Origin of the sequence: Streptomyces sp. NPDC014656, assembly GCF_043084305.1 — a bacterium.
Classification (GTDB): domain Bacteria; phylum Actinomycetota; class Actinomycetes; order Streptomycetales; family Streptomycetaceae; genus Streptomyces.
In genome coordinates, this window is sequence record NZ_JBIBZN010000009.1 from 69,189 (window position 1) to 92,604 (window position 23,416).

Here is a 23,416-nt window from a genome sequence, read left to right on the forward strand (position 1 = left end):
CGTCGGCTCTCATGCCTTAAGCGTACCTAGAGTGAGAAGGAAAGGAGATTGAGAAGTCTCGCTTATGCGAAGTTAACCAACACAAGTGCTACATTGAAGTGACAGTTTGGTAAGGGGTCCGCACGACCGCAGCAGGGAAGAGAGAAAGCGCATGATCACCTACGACAGGCTTTTCATCGGTGGATCCTGGACCCGGCCGAGCAGCCCGGAGCTCCTCGACATCACGTCGCCGCACGACCGGTCGGTGGTCGCCCGGGCCGCCCAGGCGCGGCCCGCGGACATCGACCGCGCCGTCGCCGCGGCCCGCGAGTCCTTCGACCGGGGCGCGTGGCGGCTGACCCCGCCCGCCGAACGCGTCGCGGTCCTGCGCCGGTTCAACGCGCTGCGCGAGGAGAACGCGGAGAAGATCGCGCACCTGATCTCGCTGGAGAACGGCTCGGCGGGGTGGTTCACCCGGGCCGGCCAGCCCGGGCTCTCCCGGCAGGCCAACGCCTACCTGAAGGCCGCGGAGGAGTTCGGCTGGGAGGAGACCCTGGTGCCGTCCGACCCGTCGGCGACGGTGCGCAGCGTGGTCCGCCGCGAGGCGGTCGGCGTCGTGGCCGCGGTGATCCCGTGGAACTCGCCCTTCTCCTCCGCCACCTCGAAGATCATCCCCGCCCTCGTCGCCGGGAACTCCGTGGTCCTCAAGGTCTCTCCCGAGAACTCGCCGAGCATGGGCTTCCTGGCCGAGCTGCTGGAGCGCACCGGTCTGCCCGAGGGCGTCGTCAGCGTCCTGCCCGCGGACCGCGAGACCAGCGAGTACCTGGTGTCCCACCAGGACGTCGACAAGATCGCCTTCACCGGTTCGACGCGCGCCGGACGACGCATCGCCGCCATCGCGGGCGAGCAGCTCAAGCGCGTCAGCCTGGAGCTGGGCGGCAAGTCCGCCGCGATCATCCTGCCCGACGCCGACATCGCGAAGGCCGTCGCGGGCGTCAAGTTCGGCTCGCTGCTCAACAACGGCGAGTCCTGCATCGCCCAGACCCGCATCCTCGCCCCGCGCAGCCGGTACGAGGAGGTCGTGGCCGGGCTGAAGGAACTGGTCGAGTCGCTCAAGGTCGGCGACCCGGCCGACCCCGACACCTTCATCGGCCCGATGATCCGCCCCGACCAGCAGGAGCGGGTGCGTGACTACATCCGGCTCGGCATCGAGGAGGGCGCCCGCCTGGTCACCGGCGGCCCGCAGGTCCCCGAGGGCCTGGAGAAGGGCAACTACGTCACGCCCACCGTCTTCGCGGACGTCGACAACTCCATGCGGATCGCCCAGGAGGAGATCTTCGGCCCGGTCCTGGTCGTCATCGCCTACGACGACGAGGACGACGCCGTCCGCATCGCCAACGACTCCGAGTACGGCCTCTCCGGCGGCGTCTGGTCCGCCGACGAGGAGCACGCCCTCGCCGTCGCCCGCCGCGTGCGCACCGGCACCGTCACGGTCAACGGCGCCTCCGTCGCCTTCGACGGCCCGTTCGGCGGCTTCAAGGCCAGCGGCATCGGCCGCGAGTACGGCGCGGTCGGCCTCGGCACCTACACCGAGTACAAGACCATCACCCTCTGACGGGCAGGGCGCAGGTGTGCGCCCGGCTTCCCGCGCGCGGGCGTCCGGGTCAGGCACCCGAAGGAGACTGCCCCTCACGCCCGCCCCCCCCGCACATGTATTCCCCGGAGGAGGGGCGCCCCCTCACACACCTCGGGTCTCCCGGCGAGGGCGACATGTATGAACACGTTGTATGGTTGCCGCAGCACGGCCCCCGGCCGCCGCGGGCCCCCGGGGCGTCGCGGGCCCCGGGGCGTCGCGAGCCCCCAGCCCCGTCGCGGCCCCGTCGCAGCCCCCGCACCCGTCCCTCCCGGCCCCGCCCGGGCCCCACCCCCATCCGTCCCGGCCCCGCCGGGTCGGCACCCGTCCCTCCCGGCCCCGACCCGGGCCCCATTCCCATCCGTCCCGGCCCCGACCCGACCCGGGCCGGCACCCCGTCCCTTCGCGAAGACAGGCGCAGGCATGACACTGAAGACCACGCCGTTCGGCACGCGGACCACCGCCGCCGAGGTGCTCCGGGGAGTCGACCTCCGAGGGCGACGGATGATCGTCACCGGAGGGTCCTCCGGTCTCGGCACCGAGACGGTGCGCGCGCTCGCCGGAGCGGGGGCCGAGGTGACCATCGCCACCCGCGACCCGGCCGCGGCCGACGCGCTGGTCGGGGAACTCCCGGGAACCCGGGCGGTCGCACTCGACCTCGCGGACCTGGCCTCGGTCCGGGCCTTCTGCGCAGGCTGGCGCGGGCCGCTCGACGCCCTCGTCGCCAACGCAGGCGTCATGATGCTCCCCGCCCGGCGGCTCACCGCCGAAGGCTGGGAGGCACAACTCGCCACCAACTACCTCGGCCACTTCGCGCTGGCCGTCGGCCTGCGCGACGCGCTCCAGCGGGCGGAGCGGCCGCGCGTGGTCACGCTCAGCTCCGGTGCCCAGCTCAGGGCGGGCTTCGACTTCGAGGACCCGCAGTTCGAGCGCCGGCCCTACGACCCCTTCCTCGCCTACGCGCGGTCGAAGACCGCCATGGCGCTGTTCGCGGTGGGGATCAGCCGCCGCTGGGCGGAGTACGGCATCGTGGCCAACTCCTGCGCCCCCGGATGGATCCACACCAACCTGACGCGCCACCTCGACAGGGCGACCATGCAGGCCCTCGGAGCCATGGACGCGGACGGCGGGCTCCTCACCCCCGACCACTACAAGACCCCGGCCCAGGGCGCCGCCACCACCGTGCTGCTGGCCGCCTCCCCGCTCCTCGACGGGGTGAGCGGGAGGTACTTCGAGGACAACCAGGAGGCCGAGGTCGTCGACGGCGGCCCCGACCCGATGGCGGGCGTCGCCCGGTGGTCGGTCGACCCCGCCGCCGCGGACCGGCTGTGGGACCTCTCGCTCCCCGTGGCGCGCTGACGCCCGCCGGCCACGGGGCACCACCGCGCGTCACCGAACGACAGGACGAGGAAAGACGATGAACGACACCGGACGCACCCCCGAGTTCCTCCTGGTGCACGGCGCCTGGCACCGCTCGTGGTGCTGGCGCGAGCTCCAGGGCGCCCTTTCGGCGCGCGGCTGGACCAGCCACACCGTCGACTTGCCGAGCGTCGTCGACGAAGGGGCCCAGGGCCGTCTGCCCGGCCTCCTCGACGACGCGCGGGTGATCCGCGAGAAGATCGCCGCCATCGGGGGTCCCGTCGTGGTCGTCGGCCACTCCTACGGCGGCGCGCCGGTCACCCAGGCCACCGCGGGGGCCGCGAACGTCGCCCACGTCGTCTACGTGGCCGCCTTCGTCCTGGACGAAGGCGAGAGCCTGATGACCTGTTTCGGTGGCGAGCAGCCGGACCTCGCGACCGTGGAGGGCGTCATCCCCGTACGGGAGAACCCAGCGGAGACCCTCTACAACGACGTGCCCGGGGACGAGCGGGACGCGGCCCTCGCCCGTCTGCTGCCGCAGAGCGCGCTCTCGTTCGCCGAGCCGGTGAACCGGGCCGGCTGGAAGGCCCTCCCCACCAGCTACGTCCTGTGCGACGACGACCAGAGCCTGCCCCCGTCGTACCAGCAGCCGTTCGCCGAGCGGACCGGCGCCACGTACCACCTGGCCAGCGGCCACAGCCCGCTGCTCTCCATGCCCGGGGAACTGGCCGGACTGCTGGACCGGATCGCGCGGCGGTGAGGCACGGGGCGCGGGACGGACCGCCGAGCGGGCCCGCACGCGGACCGGAGGCGCCGCCGAGCCCCGTGCCCCGACGCCGGACGGCCCGTCACGCCGCGCGTCCCCCGCGCCACGTCCTACGCGCGCTCCACCGGCGAGCCGGACGTGCTGGTGCGGCTCACCGGCGAGCCGAGGGAGTCCCCGCCGCCCCCGGCCCGGCACCGGGCCGGGGGCGGCGGGCCGGGTCCGTCAGGTGCCGGCCTTCGGGTAGAGCAGGTTCAGCACCGAGTAGTCCTGGGACGACGGGTGCTGCGGGAACTCGGGAACCGACATGCAGCTGTTGGTCGACCCGTTGTGGTCCAGCCCCAGCGCGTGGCCCATCTCGTGGCACGCGACGCTGCGCCGCGCCGCGTAGGTGTTCGGCGTGACCTGGTCGTTGAGCCTCACGACGACCGAACCGTCCACGAAGTACCCGCCGGAGGTGGTGTACGAGGTCTGGCCGTACCAGTCGGTTCCGTAGCTGCCGCTGTAGGTGTGCACGCAGTGGCGGCCGCTGGGGCAGCCGGCTGTGTACCAGCGGTAGTAGGCGTCGATGCCGGGCGACTGGTACCAGTCGACCTGTGCGTCGCTCACCGGCCAGCTGTCGCTGGTGTGGTCGAGGAAGTACACCTGCGGGTCGTTGTAGGCCCCGTAGGACCACTTGGCGCCGCACAGCGCGGACGCGGTCCCGACGACCGGGGAACAGCCGAGCGTCCCGATGCCGGCCGTGGCCGCCGGTTCCGCGTCCTGCACGCCTCGGACGCCTTGGCGCCGCAGTGACGCCCTCAGCTCGTCGGGCGTGACGCCCGCCGCGGGCTCGTAGATGGAGGTGTGGACGGTGCCGTCCTCTCGTTCCTGCACGACGTACACCGCTTCGTCGTGCTGGACGGCGGCGGGCCTGGGGTCCGCGCCGCGCGACGGGCCGGCGGCGGCTTGTGGCGCCGCCAGTCCCGCCAGCATCAGTACGAGGCCGGCCAGTCCGACCATGGATCTGGTTGCTCGGAACATGTGGGTCCCCCCATTTCGACGCCCTCGACCGCGTCCGCGATCGAAGACACGGCGCCGCAGGGAGCAGGCTGGCATGTATGCGTCAGGGGTGGGGACCCCATTTTCGGGCGATCGGTCGCAGAGTGGCCCAAGGGGCGGTTGTCGCCGGTGTTGTGCGTGCCGCCGTGCCCGGTGGAAGGGGACAGGCGGTCGGCGGCCCTGGGCGAAGCACGACAAGCGGAACGCCCCAGGGCCCGGCGGGTCGGCCGGTTCCCTGGGGCCGGTGGGGGCCTTCCGACCGGGCTGCCGGGCGGGTCTGCCGGTGGGGCCGGCGGACAGGCGAAGCCGCTGGTGGAGGGGGTCCCGACCAAGGAATCCGCCCCCACCGGCGGCTTCGTACGCTCGTCACCCGTCCGGCTTCGGGGTGTCCAGTTCTGCCCCACGCCCCCTGCCGGACCGGCTCGGCCGGCGCCGCGAGGAGCTCGGTACCGGGCGGAGACGGCTGTACGCGGGGCGGCAGGCCCTGCTCGCACTCGCACACCTCCGCGAGGCACGCCCGTATGCCCGGCTCGCGGGCGGACAGGGCGCCGGGACCACCATCACCCGGCGGTACGCCACCGAGGCCGCGGCCCTCCTGACCGCCCTCGCCCCGACCCGCGCGGAGGCGGGTATGGCCGTGGCCCGCTCGCCGTGGGGCCGTCAGCGCCCCGAGACGCCTTGCCTGCCCGGCACGTGAGGCCCGGCGTCGGCGTCGTCCCCGACGGTGCCGTGGGTGCGGCCGGCGGTCAGACGCCGACCACCCGGTAGCTCGGCTCGGGGAAGGGGAGGTTGCTCTGGGCGAGGGATCCGCTCGCCCAGGCCTGACCGGTGCAGCCGGCTCCGGAGTACAGGACCACGGCCGCGGAGCCGTTGACGACCTGCAGGGAACGGGCCGGCCGCGTCAGGTCGTGGCAGGTGCCGACGTCGGCGAGGTCGACCTTCGTCACGGTGCCCGTTCCGTTCGCGCCGGAGTAGAGGTGGGCGCCCTCCGACAGCGGGGGCCAGCCGGTGGCGCTCGCCGTCCCGGCGCCGAGGGCGGTCAGGGCCGCCGTCATGGCCGCGGCAGCGGTGCGGAGCGTGGCCGAGCGGGTGAACATACGGTCCGCCTCTCGTCTGGTGTGCCGGCGCCCGAGGGGCGGCGGTATGAATCGGTCGACAGATTATTTCGTGTTCAACCATTCTGGGGGAGGTCGAAATCGAGCCACATTGGTACGTGTGGGGGGGAGCGGGGCGCTCGCCCGCGTCACACGTGTGGCCCTTGACGGTGTGTGCCGCCCCGTCGATCCTCGTGACCTGTCGGAGCGGTGACGAATCGGGTGTGCGGGTCTCCGCACGGCCCCACCCGAACGCGGGGAACGGCATGCTCAGCAGGCGGAGGCTGGCCGGGAGCATCACGGCGGCGGTGGCGGGAGCCTCCGTCCTCCACGGGGCCGGCGGGGCGACGGCGCACACCGGCGCCAGCTCGCCCGGACCGGCCGCGCGGGGCCTCGGACCGGTGCGCCGGGTGCGTACCGACGTGCTGGAGATCGCCCACCACGACGTCGGGCCGGCCCACGGCACGCCCGTGGTCCTCCTGCACGGCTGGCCCTTCGACCCCGTCGGCTCCTACGCCGAGGTGGTCGCGGAACTCGCCCCGCGCGGCTACCGCTGTTACGTCCCCTACCTGCGCGGCCACGGCGGGACCCTGTTCCCGGAGGCCGGTTCCCCCCGGTCCGGACAGCAGGCGGCGCTCGGCGCGGATCTGGTCGCGTTCATGGACGCGCTCCGCGTCCCCCGGGCGCTGTTCGCCGGGCGCCGGACACAACCTGCCCCAGGAGAAGCCCGGAGCCTTCGCCGCGGCGGTGGCCGAGGCCGACGGCATGGGGTGACCGGCCGGCCCGCCGGCGCCGCCCGCGTCAGACACGTGTGCCAGCCGAGGGGCACGTGGCTGCGTGGGTCACGTCGGTGCGTCGGTGCGTCGGTGCGTCGGTGCGTGGGCGCGTGGGCGCGTGGGGTACGTGTGAGTTCGGGGGGGTCCGGTAGTACGGTTGAGCGGCACGGCGGCTCGGACCCCGCCCCTCGTGGGTCCTCGTAGCGCCGCGGCACCGGAAGCGCCCGGTTCCACGGGCGCGCGCGGCACGGCCGCGCGAGGCAGAAGGGCCCACCATGGACTTGCGTTTGTCCGGCCGCACCGCTCTCGTCACCGGGGCTTCCCGGGGCATCGGGGCGGCGGTCGCGGAAGTACTGGCCGAGGAGCAGTGCGACCTCCACCTCGCCGCCCGTGGCGGTCCGCTCCTGGAGGAGACGGCCGCCCGGCTCCGCTCGGCCCACCACGTCAAGGTGACCACCAGCGTCGTGGACCTCAGGGATCCCGGTGACCTGGCCGGGCTGGCGGCGAAGGCCGCGGACGTCGACATCCTCGTGAACAACGCGGGAGACGTCCCGGGCGGCACGCTCGACGCCACCACCGAGGAGAGCTGGCGCCACGGCTGGGAGCTGAAGGTGTACGGCTACGTCAACCTCACCCGCCTGCTGTACGCGGAGATGAAGCGGCGCGGCAGGGGCGTCGTCGTCAACATCATCGGCAACGCGGGGGAGAGCGTCGACAGCCGCTACCTGGCGGGGAGCACCGGGAACGCCGCCCTCATGGCGTTCTCACGCGCCCTCGGAGGCACCAGTCTCGCCGACGGCGTCCGCGTGGTGGGAGTCAACCCGGGCCCGGTGGCCACGGAAAGGATGGTCCAGCACCTGAAGAACGCGGCGCGGACCGCCCTGTCGGACGAGAGCAGGTACGCCGAACTCACCGCCCACTACCCGCTCGGCCGGCCGGCCGAGCCGCGGGAGATCGCCGACCTCGTCGCCTTCCTGGCCTCGGACCGGTCGAGCTACACCAGCGGGACCGTCTTCACCGTGGACGGAGGAGCCACGTCCGCCACGTCGCTCTACTGAAGGCGCGGCCGGTCCGGGCCTGCCACGCGGAACGTGTCACTCGATGCCGTGGCGCGTCCGGGCGCGTCACAAGAGCGACGGCGCGGCGGGTGGGCGTGTGCCGACGAGCAGCCCGGCACACGTGCGTCACCGTCTTGACGGGTGACGCGTGAGGCTGCCATGCTTGCGTCACCGCCTCAACCGGTGACGACAGGTCCCGGTGGGAAGGCGTTCCACGATCCTTCGACCCCGATGGGGAGCACCCGCCATGGCAGTCACCTACACCGCCGTTGTCGACGTCGACGGGGAGGGCCGCAACGGCGGCCGTGTCCGCTCCTCCGACGGCCTGCTGGAGACCAGCCTCGCCCTGCCCGAGGAGCTGGGCGGTTCCGGCGCCGCGACCAATCCCGAACAGCTCCTGGCCGCCGGCTGGGCCGCCTGCTTCCTCGGCGCGCTGCGCCGCGCCGCGTCCCTGCGCAAGGTCCGGCTGACCAGCACCACCATCACCGCCGAGATCACCCTCACGCACGGCGACGACGACCAGTTCTCCCTCTCGGCCGTCCTGCGTCCCGTCCTCGGCGGCGTCGACCGGACCACCGCACAGGAACTGGCCGACGCCGCCCACCAGATCTGCCCCTACTCCAAGGCCACGCGCGACAACGTCCCCGTCGTCATCGTGGCCGACGCCGCCTGACGGCCCCACAGACCGCGGGCCCCGTGCTCTCCACACCCCCCCGCGGGCGACGTGGTCCGTCCGGTGTCCGCGCCGCACTGCCGTGTCCGCCCCCGGAAGCCGGCATCCACATCACGGTCCGAACCCGGACCACCGACCAGCAGGAGCACAACCATGGACATGAAGCTCGAAGTCGTCGTTCTGCCGGTGTCCGACGTGGACCGCGCCAAGGACTTCTACGCCGGACGCCTCGGGTGGCGTCTCGACGCGGACTTCCCGATCCACGACGGTTACCGGATCGTGCAGGTCACCCCGCCGGGCTCCGAGTGCTCGGTCATCTTCGGGGAGGGCGTCACCCTGCAGGAGCCGGGCACGCTCCACGGCCTGCAGCTGACCGTCACCGACGTCGTCGAGGCGCGGAAGGAGCTGGAGTCCCGCGGCCTGGCGGTCTCCGGGCCGTTCCGCGACGAGACCGGCGCCTTCCGCCACGCCGGGGGCTCCCACCGGGTTCCCGGCCCCCACCCCGAGCGGGCCAGCTACGGCACCTTCGCCGCGTTCACCGACCCCGACGGCAACGAGTGGTTCCTCCAGGAGGTCACCGAGCGCGCCCCCGGCCGCTGAGACCCGGTCCCGGCGCGGCACCGTCCGGCCCCGCCGCGCCGGGACCGCCCCTTCCGGCGGGCGCCGCCACCCGCCCGCCGGCCCCTTCCCACCCCCTGGAGGAGACCCGTGACGACCGAGGACACCCGCACGTACGACGTCATCGTGATCGGCGCCGGACCCGTCGGCGAGAACGTGGCGGACCGCACCGCCGCCGCCGGCCTGAGCACCGTCATCGTGGAGAGCGAACTGGTGGGCGGAGAGTGCTCGTACTGGGCGTGCGAACCCAGCAAGGCCCTGCTGCGCCCGGCGCTGCTCCGCGCCGACGCCCTGCGGGTCCCGGGCATCGACCCCGCCGTCGGGAACCCGCTGGACGTCGACGCCGTCCTCGCCCACCGCGACCGCATGTCGGCCGGCTGGCAGGACGACGACCAGGTCGCGTGGGTCGCGTCGGCCGGCATCGACCTGCTGCGCGGCCACGGCCGTCTCGCGGGGGAGCGCGAGGTGTCGGTGCGGACCCCGGACGGCGACACGGTACGCCTGCGGGCCCGGCACGCCGTCGCGGTGTGCACCGGCAGCCGCGCGGCCCTGCCCCCGCTGCCCGGCATCGCGGAGCTCAGGCCCTGGACCAGCCGGGAGGCGACCAGCGCCCGGAAGCCGCCCGGCCGCCTGGCGGTCGTCGGCGCGGGCGTGGTGGGCGTCGAGATGGCCACCGCCTGGCAGGCGCTGGGCAGCCGGGTGGTGCTGCTCGCCCCTGGGGAGGGCCTGCTGCCCCGCATGGAGCCCTTCGCGGGGGAGCTGGTCACCGAACGGCTGGGGGAAGCGGGTGCCGACGTACGCTTCGGCGTCTCGGTCGTGGCGGCGGAGCGCGTACCCGACGGAGCGGCCCGCCTCACCCTGTCGGACGGCACCGGCGTCGTCGCCGACGAGGTCCTCTTCGCCACCGGCCGCGCCCCGCGCACCGAGGACCTCGGGCTGGACGCCCTGGGGCTGGTTCCGGGGGAGTGGCTCGCGACCGACGACAGCCTGACGGTCACCGGGGCCCCCGGGGAGTGGCTGTACGCCGTCGGCGACGTCAACCGCCGCGCCCTCTTCACCCACCAGGGCAAGTACCAGGCCCGCATCGCCGGTTCCGTCATCGCCGCCCGGGCGCGCGGCGAGCGGCCCGACCCGGGACGCTGGACGCCGTACAGCAGTACCGCCGACACCGAGGCCGTACCCGGTGTGGTGTTCACCGACCCCGAGATCGCCACCGTGGGCCTGACCACCGCGGAGGCCGAGCGCACCGGCCGGGACGTCGAGGTCGTCGACTACGAGCTCGGCCGGCTCGCGGGCGCCGTCCAGTACCGTCCCGACTACCGGGGCAGGGCCCGCGTCCTGATCGACCGCGACCGGCAGGTCGTCGTCGGAGCCACCTTCGCCGGGCCGGGCGTCGCCGAACTGCTGTACTCGACGACCGTCGCCATCACCGGAGAGGTGCCCGTCGAACGCCTCTGGCACGCGGTGCCCGCCTTCCCCACGATCAGCGAGGTGTGGCTGCGCCTGCTGGAGACCCGGAGGGACTCGTGACCACGGCACGCGATCTCGCGCTCATCGCCCCGGGCCTGCCCGCCGGCCGGGCCGTGGAGCGGGACGGCCTCTCCCTCGCGCTGGCCGGGGCCGCCGACCTGCTGGCCACCGGGGCACTGACCCTGGATGGCGACCGGCCGCCGGACGGCCCCCGGCGACCGCCTGCTCGCCCGGGCACTCGCCTCCGCCGTCGCCGGAGGGCCCGGGGAGACGGTCCGGGACTGGCTGTGGCGCCGGGGCGAGGAGCTCGCCGCCGCCTACGCCCTGGAACTGCAACGGGCCGGCCCCACCGCCCGCCCGCGCGGGTACGGGCCGCTGCCGCGGTCCGTACCGACCGCGCCGGCCGACCCGCCGGAGTACTTCCGTGCCCGGGAGCGCCTCGCCTCCGGTGACCCGGTCCTCATGACCCTGGCGGCCGTCCTGGCGATCGGCGGCCTCCCGCCGGACACCGGCGGGGGGAACGGCCCGGACGGGTACGGCCCGGACGGGTACGGGCCGGACGGGGACGACGCCGTCGCCACGGTGCCGGCGGCGGTGGGGGAGGCGGTGACGGAGCCGGAGGCCGTACGACTGCGCCGGAGCGTCGAGACCGACGCGTTCGACAACACGTGGCGCGGCTGACCGCCGCCCCACGGCGCCGGGCCCGCCACGCGGGCACAGCGCTCACACGTATCGCGACGGAGGAAGGGACGAGGGAGGCGTCAGCCCTCCGAGCGACCGCCGATCACGGTGTACATCACGGAACGCTGCTCCTTGTGGCGCCGGACCCGGCCCTTGGCGACCAGCGACTCAAGGGTGTTGCGCACCACCTGCGGGGTCGGGTCGCGGTCCGGGTGCTTCGCCATCAGCTCGTCCCGCAGCTCCTTCGCGGGCCGGGGCCCGTCGTGCCGGCCGAGCAGTTCCAGCAGGAGGTCACCGAGCAGGATCCGGCGCGACTTCCCCTTCGCGCCCGCCTTCGACGAGGCGCCCGCCGGAGCGGTCCGGGCCGTCCCCGCGCGTCGCGCCGCCGTACCGGCGGACGCGCGCTTCGCCTTCGGGAGGACGGGCTCGTCCTGCAGCTGCTCGGGCAGCCGGGACGGGTCCGCGAAGCCCTCGTACCGCTGGGCGAGGTCCAGAATGCCCGTCAGGAGGGCTTCCTCCTGCCGCAGCACCGCGATCCGCTCCGTCAGTTCCTGCTGACGGCGGCGGTTCTCCTCCAGGTCCGACGCGGCTTGGTCCACCAGCCGCGACCGGAGCGTGCCGGTCGACTCGTCTGTCACAACCGTTTCACTCCCTCGATATGGATGTCGCTGCGCATGGTACTCACGGTGAGCCCCCTGTGCAGATAAGTGTCGACGCCGGACGGTACGCCGGGCATGTTCACCTTTCACGATAAGCGCCGGTGTGCCCGCGCACGCAGCCGATGGCGGCATTCGTTCGTCCGTGCGGGGCGTGCGACCTGTGCCGCCCGGTCGGGGACGCGGCCCCACCGTGCGCCCGGGAGCCAGGGCGCGTCGCGGTCGCCGGGCCCCCGCCCGCCCGGGGCCCCGGCGGACAGGGCCGCCATATGCCACATGTATGTCAACTCATCGCACGCGTGGTGTGCCACGGGCCGGCCTGGCCTGCCGGGCCGGCCGCCATGTGTCTGCAAACCGCCCGACAGGGCTTTGACAGGCGACATGTGTGCCGGGATGCTGAGAGCGTCGGGCGGGCGGGGAGGAACCCGCGGCCGACCGGACGACTCGCCGCCACGAGCCGCCGTACTGGTGAGGGGAGGAGTCCGGTGTACGCGTTGGTCCCCGACGATCCCGTGTTCTCCGCGAAGTTCCAGAGCCTTGAGGAACCGCTTCTCCGTCATCTCCACCGGCTCCACGCCGCCGGGCTGGAAACCGACGACGGACGGATCATCTCGGACGCCTACGACAGCTGGGTGCAGGTCCTGCTGAAACTGCCCCTGTGGCAGGAACGGCACACGGGCAGGACCGGCCCCGCGTCCGGCGGGCCCGCCGGGTACGTGCTGTACGGCACGCGGGGCGAGCGGCTCACGAGCCTGTACCCGATCGAGGTGACGGCGGTCGAACTGGCGCATCTGACGGCCTGCCTCGACCTGTTCGCAGCGCGCGACCGCGCGCTGCCCGCGACGCCGGGCCGGGCAGCGGCCCGGCCGGGCGCCGGGCAGCCGGACCGGGACCGGGGGCCGGCCGACGTCTTCCGCCGCGTCCTGCAGGTGCTGTTGCTGCCGCCGCCGCGAAGACTCCTCGCCGCGCTGCGGCACGTCGCGCTCCCGGCGGCCGACGGGCCCGTGACCCTGCCCGCCGAGCGGGAGCGGGAGTACCGGCGCTTCTGCGAGGACATCGTCACCGTCCTCAGCTCGGGCGACGCCTCCGCCCACCGCGGCCCCTGGGCCCCGTGCCCCTGAACGCCTCCGGACCGTCCGCCGCCGGCACTCGGGCGGCGGGACCGGGACGGCGCATCCGGGGTCAGGCCGTCGTCACGCGCCCGCGCCCGCCGTGGTCTTCTTGCGGGCGCGGTAGGCGGCGGCCTTGTGCTTGTTGCCGCAGGACTCCATGCCGCACCACTGGCGCCGCATGCCGCGGGACCGGTCGATGTAGACGCGGGTGCACTCGGGGTTGCCGCACTCCTTCAGCAGGGGCACGTCCGGGCCGCTGAGCAGCTCGACGGCCTGCCGGGCGACGGTCGCCAGCGCCTGCTCGGGAGTGGCCTCGGTGTGCCGGCCCGTCACGGTGAGCTGCGGCGTCACGGGGATCCTGCGCGCCGCTCCGTTGAGCAGGGCGAGCGCCTCGCGGTCGTAGTCCTCGCCGAGGCGGCGGTCGGTGATCAGCCGGTAGAGGGCCTCGCGTACCGTGATCGCCTCCCGGACGTCCTTCTCGTCGCCGGGGGTGATGGCGTCCACGAGTCCGGACTCCAGGTACCAGGCGTTCAGCCGCTCCGGGGTCACGAACATCTCGAACCGGGTCGACCGCCGGGCCCGGAGGGTGGCCGCGAAGTCGAGCGCCGGGTGTCCACAGACGAAGGCATGGTCAAGATTCACGTCACCATCTTGACAGGTGACTCCCTCGGGGCGCAAGGGACGGGCCGGGGCCCGTGCCTCCCGGGGCGCACGGGCGTCAGGACCGGGCCGGTGCCTCCTCCTGCCGGGGGGCGCGGACCGGCTCCAGCCGGAGCTCGCGGCCCTGCCAGCCGCGGCGCAGCCACCGGTCGTGGCTGGCCACCACGATCGCGCCCGAACCGGTGCCCAGCGCCTCCTCCAGTTCGTCGCACAGGCGGGGCGAGAGATGGTTGGTCGGCTCGTCGAGCAGCAGGAGCTGGGGCGGGCGGGCCACGAGCAGCGCCAGTGCCAGCCGGCGCCGCTGCCCCACCGACAGGTGCCCGACCGGCCTGCCCAGGTCCGCCTCGTGGAGCAGTCCGAGGGAGGCCAGCGGCACCCGCTCGGCCCTCGCCGCGCCCACCGACAGCTCGTAGGTGTCGCGCACGGTGCGTTCGGGGCGGTCGAACACGGTGTCCTGGGTGAGCAGCCCCACCGTCAGCCCGCGCCGCCGGCGCACCTCGCCCCCAGCCGGGAGACGGTCGGCGAGCACGCCGAGCAGCGTCGACTTGCCCGCCCCGTTGCCTCCCGTGACCAGCAGCCGGTCGGCCGCCGCCACCTCCAGGCCGTCCAGTGCCAGCCGGCCCGGGACCCGTACGTCGCGCAGGGCCACCAGCGGCCGCGGGCCCTCCTCCGACCCGGCCGCCAGGTCACCGCCGGCGAACCGCAGGGGGCGCGGCGGCTCGGGCACCTGGGCCCGCTCCAGTTCTTCGAGGCGCCGGGTGGCGTTGCGCACCCGGCGGGAGATCTGGCTCTGCACCCGGCCCGCCCGGTGGCCGTAGCCCATCTTCTCGTTGTCGACGCGGCCCCGGTCCGGTGCGAGCCGGTGCGCGGTCACGCCCGCCGACCGCCGCAGTTCCTCCAGTTCCTCCTGCTCCTCGGCGTACCGCCGTTCCCAGCGCTCCCGTTCGGCGCGCTTCCCGGACAGGTAGGCGCTGTAGTTCCCGCCGTAGCGGACCGGGCCGTCCACCGCCGGGTCGAGGTCGACCAGGTCGGTGCAGACGGCGTCGAGGAACGCCCGGTCGTGGCTGGCGACCACCACGGCGCCGGGCAGCGAGCGGACCTGCTCCTCCAGGAACGCGGCGGCCCCGTCGTCGAGGTGGTTGGTGGGTTCGTCGAGGAGCAGGGCGGAGGGGCGCCGGACGAGCAGCGCGGCCAGGGCGAGCCGGCCGCGCTGCCCGCCGGAGAGGGACCCGAGCGGGCGGTCGTGCGCCACCGCGCCGAGACCGAGGCCGTCCAGCACCAGGGCGGCGCGGCGGTCGGCGTCCCAGGACTCCCGGTCCTGGGTCCGCTCCAGCCGCCTGCCGTAGGCGTCGAGGAGTTCCCGGTGGCCGGGGTCGTCCTCCGGGGCCCGGGCGAGTTCCCCGCCGAGCCGGTCCAGCTCCGCGAGGTCCTCGCGGGCTTCGCGGAGTGCCTCGTCGAGCACGGCGGCGAGGGTCGAGGCGGCGTCGAACGGCATCTCCTGGTGGAGGAGGCCGAGGTCCGCCGGGCGGGTGACGCTTCCCGCGTCGGGTTCGTCGACGCCGGCGAGCACCCGCAGGAGGGTGGACTTGCCGACGCCGTTCTCCCCGATCAGGCCGATCCGGTGGCCCGGGGAGGCGGTCAGGGAGACGCCGTCGAGGACGCGTCGGCCGCCGAGGCTGCGGACGAGGTCGTGGGCGAGCAGGGCGGGTGGGGGCACGGGAGTCCGTCCGGGGTGGTCGGTGGTCGGCCCGCCGGGCGCGGAGCCTCGGGCGGGCCAGGTCGCACGCCGGCGGCTCACACCGCCGGGGCTCCCGTCTCCTTCAGCACCCCGTCGGCCAGCCGCAGCCAGCGGTCGATCCCGATCTCGGCGAGGAACCGCTCGTCGTGGCTGATGACGATGAAGGCGCCCTGGTAGGAGTTGAGGGCGCTCTCCAGCTGGCCCGCGCTGACGAGGTCGAGGTTGTTCGTGGGCTCGTCGAGCAGCAGGAGGTGCGGGGCCGGTTCGGCGCACAGCACGCAGGCCAGGGTGGCGCGCAGCCGCTCGCCGCCGGAGAGGACGCCGACCGGGAGGTGGGCGCGGGGCCCTCGGAAGAGGAAGCGGGCGAGGAGGTTCATGCGCTCCGCCTCGGGCCGTTCGGGGGCGAACGCGGCGAAGTTCTCCGCGACGGTGAGGTTCAGGTCCAGCAGGTCGAGACGCTGGGAGAGATAGGCGACGCGGCCGTCGTTCCGCTTGATCTCCCCGCCGTCCGGGGCGAGGTCACCGGTGATCAGCCGCAGGAGGGTGGTCTTCCCGGCGCCGTTGGGGCCGGTCAGCGCGATGCGCTCCGGGCCGCGGACCGACAGGTCGACGCCGCCCGCGGCGAACACGTCCGCGTCACCGAGCCGGACCCGCATCCGCTCGCCGGTGAACAGGTTGCGGCCGGCGGGCACGTGGGTGTCCGGCAGTTCCAGGGTGAGGCGCGCCTCCTCGCGCAGCGCGCGCCCCGCCTCGTCCAGGCGGGCCTTGGCCTCGCCGACCCGGGCGGCGTGCATCGTGTTCGACTTGCCCGCCGCCTCCTGCGCGCCCCGCTTCATGTTGCCGGCGAAGATGCGCGGCAGGCCGGCGTTCTTGAGGTTCTTCGAGGCGTTGCTGGCCCTGCGGTCGGCGCGCTCGCGGGCCTGCTGGGCCTCGCGCTTCTCGCGCTTGAGTTCCTGTTCGGCGTTGCGGACGTTCTTCTCGGCGATCTCCTTCTCGGCGCGGACGGCCTCTTCGTACGCGGTGAAGTCGCCGCCGTAGAGGCGGAGTTCGTCGCTGCCGAGTTCGGCGATGCGTTCCATGCGGTCGAGCAGCGCGCGGTCGTGGCTGACGAGGAGCAGGCAGCCGTTGAAGTCCGACAGGGCGTCGTAGAGGTGGTGGCGGGCCTGCGCGTCGAGGTTGTTGGTGGGCTCGTCGAGGAGGAGGACGTCGGGGCGCTTGAGCAGCTGGGCGGCGAGGCCGAGGGAGACGACCTGGCCGCCGCTGAGGGTGCCCAGGCTGCGGTCCAGGGTGAGGTCGGCCAGGCCCAGCCGGTCGAGCTGGGCGCGGGTGCGCTCCTCGACGTCCCAGTCGTCGCCGATGGTGGTGAAGTGCTTCTCGTCGACGTCGCCGGACTCGACGGCGTCCAGGGCGCGGATCACCTCGGCGATGCCGAGGACCTCGGCGACGGTGAGGTCCCCGGTCAGGGGCAGGCTCTGCGGGAGGTAGCCGAGGACGCCGCTGACGTGCACGGATCCAGTGGTGGGCTTGAGTTCGCCGGCGATCAGCCTGAGCAGGGTGGACTTGCCGGAGCCGTTGGGCGCGACCAGGCCGGTGCGGCCGGGGGTGACGCTGAAGGACAGGTCGTGGAAGACCGGGGTGTCGTCGGGCCAGACGAAGGAGAGGTTCGAACAGACGATGGCTGCGTCGGACATGAGAGACCTCGAAGGAGCTGAGGGCAGAGCTTGGGCCCCTGCCCTGGGAAGACGGTGGAAAAGGGGTACGACGAAACGGACCACTTCGGCGGCAGCGCTTCCGAGCGCCGGCCGGTGGCCGTCAGATCCGGATCTCACCCGGAGATGTCGTCTTCACCCACCACGTCTGTGACTCCTCGATCGACAACCTGTCTCCCTTTCACCGTACCAGCCCGGCGGAGCCGGGCGGGCGGAACACGGGCGGGCCGTGCCGGGAACCACGAAGAAGTGTGGAGCGGGTGTGCGGGCGTCCGGCCCGTTGCGGGCGACGGGATACGTGTCGTACGTGTCAGGGGAGTCGCCCGTCGGACCGGTGGTGGACGCCGGTGCCCTGTGGCCGTGGACCGCGAGCGGGGCCCGAACCCGGCGCACGGCTTAACACGTTTCACGCATGACGGGTGCCGTGCGCGCCTGGAGCCGACCGTCAACTGACTGTTCTCCCGCGCTCGGCGAGGCGCCAGGCTGGGCTTGCCCGTCGCCGTGGCGGGTGGAACCGGAGGGGTGACCGGATGGGTCCACCTCCCTCTTTCGTCACCGGTCTAACCGGTGATAAGGTTCCGATCAGTCTTCGGCGCACCGCGAGTTCCGATCTTTTGGGCTCCATTTCCGAGCCCGAGCTCCGAGTTCGGAGTTTCGAGCTTCGAGTTCGGAGTTCAGAGTTCGAAGTTCCGACTTCGAGCTTCGAGCTCCGGTCCACGCCTCCTCGCCTCCTCGCCTTTCGTTCACACGTGTCGCGACGCGACCAAGTGCACTCCTACCTCCTGGACGGACTTTCAATGAGACGACGACTTCTGGTTGCTGTCGCGGCCGGTGTGCCGCTCGCCGCGGCCGTGTACCTCCCGACCGCCTCGGCGGAGACCGAGACCTCCACCGCCTCCACGCCCCTCGACTGCCGGACCGTGCCGGTGAAGGCCCCGGCCGGCACCGAGGTGGAGTCCGTGACGGCGGTCCGACAGGCGGGCGGCACCATCAAGGGCTCCGGTCTCCTCGGCGGCGAGGTCAGCGGCGTGCCGGCCTTCTGCGAGGTGACCGTCACCCTCACCCACCCGGGCGACGGCGACCACGCCAAGATCAGGACCTGGCTGCCCGAGCAGGGCTGGAACGGGCGCTTCCAGGCACTCGGCGGCAGCGCCTACCTCGCCGGGGACAACGGCGTCGGGCTCGGCACCGCCGTGAAGAACGGCTACGCCGCCACCACGACGGACGCCGGAGTCGGAGACGTCCTCGACGTGAGCTGGGCGCTGGACGGCGACGGCGGGGTCGACAAGGCGCCGCTGGAGAACTTCGCCTCCCGCTCCCAGCACGAGGCCGCCGTCGTCGGCAAGGCCGTCGTCGCCTCGGTCTACGGCAAGCGCGCCTCGTACGCCTACTTCACCGGCTGCTCCACCGGCGGCCGCCAGGGCTACATGGAGGCGCAGCGCTACCCGGACGACTACGACGGCATCCTCGCCGACGCGCCGGCCATCAGCTGGGACGAGTACGAGGTCGCCACCCTGTGGCCGCAGGTCGTCATGAACAACGAGAAGACCTACCCGACCGGCTGTGAGCTGGACGCCTTCACCGACGCCGCCGTCAAGGCGTGCGACAAGCTCGACGGGGCCCGGGACGGGCTGGTCAACGACGCCTCCCGCTGCGACTTCGACCCGCGCCGGCTGATCGGCACGAAGGTCGTGTGCGAGGGCGAGGAGCTGACCATCTCCGCCGCCGACGCGGCCGTCGTCCGCAAGATCTGGGACGGCCCGCGCACCACGACCGGCAAGAAGCTGTGGCCCGGCGTCCCCGTCGGCGCGGACCTGAAGGGCCTGGCCGGCACCGTCGTCGACACCGACGGCACCGTCAAGGGCGCGCCCTTCCCGGTGCCCGCCTACTGGCTCACCCACTGGGTGAAGAAGGACCCGTCCTTCGACCTCTCGACCGTCACGTACAGCCGGTTCACCGAGCTGTTCCGGCAGTCCCGGGCCGAGTACGACGAGATCATCGGCACCGACGACGCCGACCTGTCCGCCTTCCGCGACTCCGGCGGCAAGCTGCTGACCTGGCACGGCGGCGCCGACCAGTTCATCCCCACCCAGGGCACCGTGAAGTACCGCCAGCAGGTCGAGCGGAAGACGGGCGGCGCCGGGAACGTCGACGACTTCTACCGCCTGTTCCTCGCCCCGGGCACCGACCACTGCGGCCTGAACGGCCAGGACGGCTCCACCGACGGCCTCGCCGCCCTCACCGCCTGGGTCGAGCGGGGCAAGGCGCCCAGGACACTGCCCGCCACGCTGGTGAACGCCGACGGCGAGCAGGTCGAGCGCAACCTGTGCCGCTACCCCCAGGTGTCCCACTACAAGGGCTACGGCGACCTCGCCGAGGCGACCAGCTTCCGCTGCGTCTCCCCGTCCCGGTACTGAACCCGCGGCCTGATCCGCCGAACCGAGAAAGGCCGGACCCCTCATGAGCACGCAGACCCCGACCGCCCCGACCCCGACCGCCCCGACCTCGGCGGCGGCCGGTGAACGCTCCTCCCTGCTGAGGCTGTACCTGGGCCGTGGCGTCCTCGCCGTGGCGTGGGCCCTCGCGTTCGCCGGAGCCCACGAGGACGTCGACGCCGTGGCGATCACGCTGCTGGTCGCCTACCCGCTGATCGACGCGGTGTCCTCGCTGATCGACCACTGCGCCGTCCCCGACGGCCCCGAGCGCCGGGTCACCGCCTTCAACGGCGTACTGAGCACGCTGGCCGCCGTCGCGATCGGCCTCGCGGGGGCGGGGGGCGAGGCGCCCGTGCTCCACGTGTTCGGTGCCTGGGCCGTCGTCTCCGGGGCGGCCCAGGTGATCGTCGGAGTGCGGCGGCGCGGCCCCGAACTGGGCGGGCAGTGGCCGACCCTCATCTCGGGCGGACTGTCCTTCGTCGTCGGCGTTTTCTACAACATCCAGGCCGCGGGCGCCGATCCCTCGCTCGACGTGCTCTCGGTGTACGCCACCGGCGGCGGAGTCTGGTTCATCCTCCAGGCCCTGCTGCTGGGCCGGAAGTCCCGCCAGGCGCGCACCCGGCCCGCCTGACCCGCACCGCACCACGCCGCGCCCCGGCCCCCGACGAAGGACGCCGCAGGCCGGTCCCGCCCCCGCCGGACGACATCCGGCGGGGGCGGAGCGCGCGGTACCGCCGGCACCTGGGGAACGGTCCGCGCGGCAGGTGCCGCAGGCCGGCCCGCCGGTCTGTCGTCACGGTGACACCGCCCGCGCCGCGACGGAAGAACTCCCGCCCGCCGTGGACGGGGGACGTGACACCGCGGGCGGGGGAGCGGGTGGGGCGCCGGGGCCGTCAGGTCACCGGGGCGAGGCCGGGGCCGGTGAGGCCGGGGCCGGTGGTGCCGAGCCGCTCGCGGGCCGCCACCGGGGGACCGGCCAGGTCACGCCCGGCGGCGGCCGGCAACGAGGCCGGAGGCCCGTACAGCGGGGGCTGGGTGCCGTCCGGGATCATCGAGGCCCACGCGACGCCCTCGGTACGGTCCTTGAACTCCTGCTTCATCGCGTCCAGCGGTTCCGCCTGCTCGATCAGGCAGATCGCGCCCGCCGCCAGGCAGCGCGCGGCGGACGGCGTCGCCTGGTGGCCGACGTGGGTGCCCGCCGTCGCGGTGGCGCCCCTGGTGTGGTTCGGGATGCCGGGGGCGGGCAGGCCGCGGAGAGCAGCACGGCGGTGGGAGCCTGCCGGCTGATGCCGGCGGTGTAGGCCGCCAGGCCGCCGGTGCAGGCCGTCGGCGGGTGAGGCCGGTCGGCATGCCCACCTCGGCGCACCCCACGATCTTGTCGCAGAGGACTTTGGCGCGGGCCGGGCTGCCTCCGCGGACGAAGAACCAGATGGAGCACATGTCGGGGGTCACGTCGGGCGCGCCGCCGCCGTGCCCGGAGGCGCCGAGAAAGGCGTCGACGCCGTCGTACACGCCTTCCTTCACCGCGTAGGCCTTGCCGACGAGCTGTTCCTCGCCCGCGCCGAGGCAGTTGTGCGCGTCGCCGTGGCCGGTGCCGCAGGTGGGTCCGTAGGCGTCGTAGTGGTGCACGAGGGGATCGTGGACGGCCATGCCCTTCTTCTGCGACAGACCGGGGAGGGCGTCGTACTGGGCGTCGAGGCCCATGACGGGGCCGTACGTGCCGTGCGTGCCGTACGTGGCGACGAACGCGGCCGGGAGGCCGGCCGGGCCCCACCGGACCGTGAAGCCGTGCTGCTCCAGCAGCCTGGCGTGGGCGGGGGACGGCTTCCACTCGCGCAACGACAGCTCCGCGTGCTGCCACACCTCGTCGCTCACTGATGGTTTCGGAGTGAGGTCCGGAGTCGGCAAGGACCTGCCCGGGCTGCCCCATGCAGCTTTGTCTCGCGGCCTGACCCACGACGACCGGTGGCCGTACAGGCTCGCCCGTTCGGCCTACGCGCCGTGCATAGTGTGCTCATGGATCGATTCGTGGGTCAGGGCCGCCTCGAATGGTGGGCCAATCACTCGACTTGCCTTGAGATGTACGACATCGACATCACCGTCACTGTCGACGCGGTCGGCAAGTGGCGGGCAGCCGGTCGGCATGTCAACGTCCTGGACACGACCCAGCGCGAGGGCTGGGACTTCCTCATGGAGATGGATCCCCACTTCTCCCTTGCGTTTCCCGGCGAGGATCGCGGCGCCATCATGGTGCGAGTCGGCGAGGCAGAGGATGGAACCCTCACGCTCACGGAGGCACCAGGCTGGGACGGCTCTGGGAGCGTCACCTTCGACCTCACCTGAGTTCAGCGTCCGAAGGCGAGGAGCCTACTCGCTGCCCTGCCACCGACTCCGGCGTGTCGCCCCTTACTGATCTTTCAGAACGAGGTTCGTAGGCGACGCAAGCAGATGATGCTGCAGGCGAGTTGGAGCAGTCCGAGGTGGAGGTCCGCTCGACGACCCAGCGTGTCCTGCCCAGTCCGGAACCGTGTGGGACGCCGCGTCGGGCGATCTTCGGTGCGATGCCGCGAACTCGGAGGATGCGGCGGTACTTGCCGTAGTCGTAGCCGCGGTCGGCGAACAGCCGGCCTGGCCGGTGCCGAGGCCGCGCGCGAAGTCCTCGGATGCGGGGGATCAAGTCCAGCAGCGGCGTCAGCTGCGTGACGTCGTGCCTGTTTCCGCCGGTCGGGGGCACGGCGAGGGGTGTGCCCTGGCGGTCGACGATCAGGTGGTGCTTGCTGCCCGGCCGGGCGCGGTCGACCGGCGAAGGTCCGGTGTGAGCCCCCCTTGAGGGCCCGGATGTGCGAGCCGTCGATCGCGCAGTCGTCCATGTCGAGCAGGCCTGCCTTGCGCAGCTCGGTCAGGAGGACTTCGTGCGGGCGTGGCCAGACGCCGGCCTCGGTCCGGTCCCGTGGCCGCCGCCAAGCGGTCACCCCGCTGCAGCCGGTCCGTTCGGCGGGTACGTCTCTCCAGCTCACGTTCTTGCACAGCACGTACGTGATGCCCCGCAAAGCAGCACGGTCGTCCGCCGGCAGACGCCCCGGATACCGGTGTCGCCTCGGCGGTCGGGGCGGCAGCAGTCGAGCATCTTCAGCAGACGTCTGCGGCCGGGGTGTAACTCGTTCACGTCGGTTCCGTGCTCGGGGCGTGAGGGAGAGCCGGACGTGGACGTCGGCTCGATGACATGTCGTCAGACGCGTCGTTGGAGAGCGTACGTGTCGAAGCGCGAGCAGGCGTGGGTTTCTGGTGGATCAGGAGTACGGGGGCGTGCTTAGGTGTGAGCGGGGCGCTCAGGGCCCGGGTGCGGCCGGAGGCCGGCGGGCGGGGCCGCCGGTCCGGTTCACTTGCCCCGTAGGGGCGCCGCGAACGACTTGCGCAGGGACGACGGCGCCACCAGCGGCAGCAGCGAGGCGAGCATCTTGCCCTTTACCGTGCTGGGCCGCCGCGTCAGCTCGACGTCGACCCGGGTGCCGCCGTCCTCGGGGGTCATCCTGAAGACCCAGCCGCCACCCGCGCCGAAGAGCTTGGAGTCGAGGGTGGTGATGGTGACGGTGTCGCCGCCCGGCGTCCACTCGTAACGCGCGCGTTCCCAGGCGGCGGCGGTGCCCTCGGTGACCTCCGCCCAGGTGTCGCCCAGCTCGTGGATCTGGAAGTGCTCCGCGTCGATGGTGGGCCAGGCGTCCGCGCGGGAGGGGCCGAAGTCGGTCAGCACCCCCAGCACGTCCTGCGGGCTGAGCTGGGAGACGAGATGGAACCGCACGACTGTCATGGGACTTCCCTCATTAGTGGGTAACCGTTCTGACCGGTGACGGGAGGCTCCCATGTGTCATCGTCACCTGTCAAGGCGGTTACGTGGAGCGGCGCCCCCGGTGAAGAGGCTGCGGCCCGGGGATGCCCGAGCCGCCGGGAAGAAGGTTCCGCC

Annotated in this window: 20 protein-coding genes and 2 pseudogenes; 13 read left to right on the top strand and 9 right to left on the bottom strand. The window is 73.3% G+C overall.

Annotated features, from left to right (window positions below; translation table 11 throughout):
- Window positions 1-151: 151 nt before the first annotated feature.
- From ACF1ED_RS20985 to ACF1ED_RS20995, 3 genes are all read left to right on the top strand, one after another.
- Entirely contained in the window at window positions 152-1,594 is a 1,443-nt protein-coding gene (locus ACF1ED_RS20985) for an aldehyde dehydrogenase (RefSeq protein ID WP_391762535.1), read from the top strand.
- A 441-nt stretch (window positions 1,595-2,035) separates the two neighbouring features.
- On the top strand, window positions 2,036-2,971 hold the full coding sequence (locus ACF1ED_RS20990; protein ID WP_391762537.1) for an SDR family NAD(P)-dependent oxidoreductase: 936 nt from the start codon (window positions 2,036-2,038) through the stop codon (window positions 2,969-2,971).
- Window positions 2,972-3,029: 58 nt separating this feature from the next.
- Entirely contained in the window at window positions 3,030-3,731 is a 702-nt protein-coding gene (locus tag ACF1ED_RS20995) for an alpha/beta hydrolase (RefSeq protein WP_391762539.1), read from the top strand.
- 228 nt (window positions 3,732-3,959) lie between these two features.
- Here the strand turns inward: ACF1ED_RS20995 and ACF1ED_RS21000 are convergent, their stop codons facing one another.
- On the bottom strand, window positions 3,960-4,757 hold the full coding sequence (locus tag ACF1ED_RS21000) for a matrixin family metalloprotease (protein WP_391762541.1): 798 nt from the start codon (window positions 4,755-4,757) through the stop codon (window positions 3,960-3,962).
- A gap of 403 nt (window positions 4,758-5,160) precedes the next feature.
- Between ACF1ED_RS21000 and ACF1ED_RS21005 the strand changes: the two are divergent.
- Window positions 5,161-5,418, top strand: a pseudogene (locus ACF1ED_RS21005) (IS5/IS1182 family transposase); the annotation flags it as partial.
- 103 nt (window positions 5,419-5,521) lie between these two features.
- On the opposite strand, the gene ACF1ED_RS21010 reads toward ACF1ED_RS21005, so the two are convergent.
- Window positions 5,522-5,872 carry a hypothetical protein gene (locus ACF1ED_RS21010; RefSeq protein WP_391762543.1) on the bottom strand — a complete coding sequence of 117 codons (351 nt, stop codon included), beginning with the start codon at window positions 5,870-5,872 and terminating at the stop codon, window positions 5,522-5,524.
- A gap of 1,048 nt (window positions 5,873-6,920) precedes the next feature.
- Here ACF1ED_RS21010 and ACF1ED_RS21015 point away from each other — a divergent pair.
- The 5 genes from ACF1ED_RS21015 to ACF1ED_RS21035 all read left to right on the top strand — a co-directional run bounded on the left by ACF1ED_RS21015 (window position 6,921) and on the right by ACF1ED_RS21035 (window position 11,145).
- Complete coding sequence (locus ACF1ED_RS21015; RefSeq protein ID WP_391762545.1) at window positions 6,921-7,703, top strand: SDR family oxidoreductase; 783 nt, start codon at window positions 6,921-6,923, stop codon at window positions 7,701-7,703.
- A gap of 247 nt (window positions 7,704-7,950) precedes the next feature.
- Window positions 7,951-8,376, top strand: a complete 426-nt coding sequence (locus tag ACF1ED_RS21020) for an Ohr family peroxiredoxin (protein ID WP_391762546.1) — start codon at window positions 7,951-7,953, stop codon at window positions 8,374-8,376.
- Window positions 8,377-8,529: 153 nt separating this feature from the next.
- Window positions 8,530-8,976 carry a VOC family protein gene (locus tag ACF1ED_RS21025; protein ID WP_391762548.1) on the top strand — a complete coding sequence of 149 codons (447 nt, stop codon included), beginning with the start codon at window positions 8,530-8,532 and terminating at the stop codon, window positions 8,974-8,976.
- A 108-nt stretch (window positions 8,977-9,084) separates the two neighbouring features.
- Window positions 9,085-10,524, top strand: coding sequence for a dihydrolipoyl dehydrogenase family protein (locus tag ACF1ED_RS21030; RefSeq protein WP_391762550.1), 1,440 nt, complete (start codon window positions 9,085-9,087; stop codon window positions 10,522-10,524).
- Between the two features lie 126 nt (window positions 10,525-10,650).
- Window positions 10,651-11,145: a GPP34 family phosphoprotein gene (locus ACF1ED_RS21035; RefSeq protein WP_391762552.1), complete on the top strand. Its 495-nt coding sequence runs from the start codon at window positions 10,651-10,653 to the stop codon at window positions 11,143-11,145.
- A gap of 80 nt (window positions 11,146-11,225) precedes the next feature.
- Here ACF1ED_RS21035 and ACF1ED_RS21040 read toward each other — a convergent pair whose 3' ends face one another.
- Window positions 11,226-11,783 carry a hypothetical protein gene (locus ACF1ED_RS21040; protein WP_391762554.1) on the bottom strand — a complete coding sequence of 186 codons (558 nt, stop codon included), beginning with the start codon at window positions 11,781-11,783 and terminating at the stop codon, window positions 11,226-11,228.
- Window positions 11,784-12,286: 503 nt separating this feature from the next.
- On the opposite strand from ACF1ED_RS21040, the gene ACF1ED_RS21045 reads away from it, so the two are divergent.
- A complete protein-coding gene (locus ACF1ED_RS21045) occupies window positions 12,287-12,922 on the top strand; it encodes a hypothetical protein (protein ID WP_391762556.1) in 636 nt (211 codons plus the stop codon).
- A 72-nt stretch (window positions 12,923-12,994) separates the two neighbouring features.
- Here ACF1ED_RS21045 and ACF1ED_RS21050 read toward each other — a convergent pair whose 3' ends face one another.
- The 3 genes from ACF1ED_RS21050 to abc-f form a co-directional block, all read right to left on the bottom strand.
- Complete coding sequence (locus ACF1ED_RS21050; protein ID WP_391762558.1) at window positions 12,995-13,555, bottom strand: CGNR zinc finger domain-containing protein; 561 nt, start codon at window positions 13,553-13,555, stop codon at window positions 12,995-12,997.
- 76 nt (window positions 13,556-13,631) lie between these two features.
- Entirely contained in the window at window positions 13,632-15,290 is a 1,659-nt protein-coding gene (locus ACF1ED_RS21055; protein WP_391762560.1) for an ABC-F family ATP-binding cassette domain-containing protein, read from the bottom strand.
- 77 nt (window positions 15,291-15,367) lie between these two features.
- Window positions 15,368-17,002 (bottom strand): ribosomal protection-like ABC-F family protein, encoded by a 1,635-nt coding sequence (gene abc-f / locus ACF1ED_RS21060; protein WP_391762562.1) that lies wholly within the window; start codon window positions 17,000-17,002, stop codon window positions 15,368-15,370.
- Between the two features lie 815 nt (window positions 17,003-17,817).
- Here abc-f and ACF1ED_RS21065 point away from each other — a divergent pair.
- Together ACF1ED_RS21065 and ACF1ED_RS21070 are read left to right on the top strand one after the other, a co-directional pair.
- A complete protein-coding gene (locus tag ACF1ED_RS21065) occupies window positions 17,818-19,437 on the top strand; it encodes a tannase/feruloyl esterase family alpha/beta hydrolase (RefSeq protein WP_391762564.1) in 1,620 nt (539 codons plus the stop codon).
- 43 nt (window positions 19,438-19,480) lie between these two features.
- Window positions 19,481-20,086: a DUF308 domain-containing protein gene (locus ACF1ED_RS21070; RefSeq protein ID WP_391762566.1), complete on the top strand. Its 606-nt coding sequence runs from the start codon at window positions 19,481-19,483 to the stop codon at window positions 20,084-20,086.
- 262 nt (window positions 20,087-20,348) lie between these two features.
- Here the strand turns inward: ACF1ED_RS21070 and ACF1ED_RS21075 are convergent, their stop codons facing one another.
- Window positions 20,349-20,555 (bottom strand): hypothetical protein, encoded by a 207-nt coding sequence (locus ACF1ED_RS21075; RefSeq protein WP_391762568.1) that lies wholly within the window; start codon window positions 20,553-20,555, stop codon window positions 20,349-20,351.
- A gap of 916 nt (window positions 20,556-21,471) precedes the next feature.
- On the opposite strand from ACF1ED_RS21075, the gene ACF1ED_RS21080 reads away from it, so the two are divergent.
- A complete protein-coding gene (locus ACF1ED_RS21080) occupies window positions 21,472-21,798 on the top strand; it encodes a hypothetical protein (RefSeq protein ID WP_391762570.1) in 327 nt (108 codons plus the stop codon).
- A 74-nt stretch (window positions 21,799-21,872) separates the two neighbouring features.
- Here the strand turns inward: ACF1ED_RS21080 and ACF1ED_RS21085 are convergent.
- Window positions 21,873-22,574: pseudogene (locus ACF1ED_RS21085) on the bottom strand (IS5 family transposase).
- A gap of 260 nt (window positions 22,575-22,834) precedes the next feature.
- Window positions 22,835-23,263, bottom strand: coding sequence for a hypothetical protein (locus ACF1ED_RS21090; protein WP_391762572.1), 429 nt, complete (start codon window positions 23,261-23,263; stop codon window positions 22,835-22,837).
- Between the last annotated feature and the right edge of the window lie 153 nt (window positions 23,264-23,416).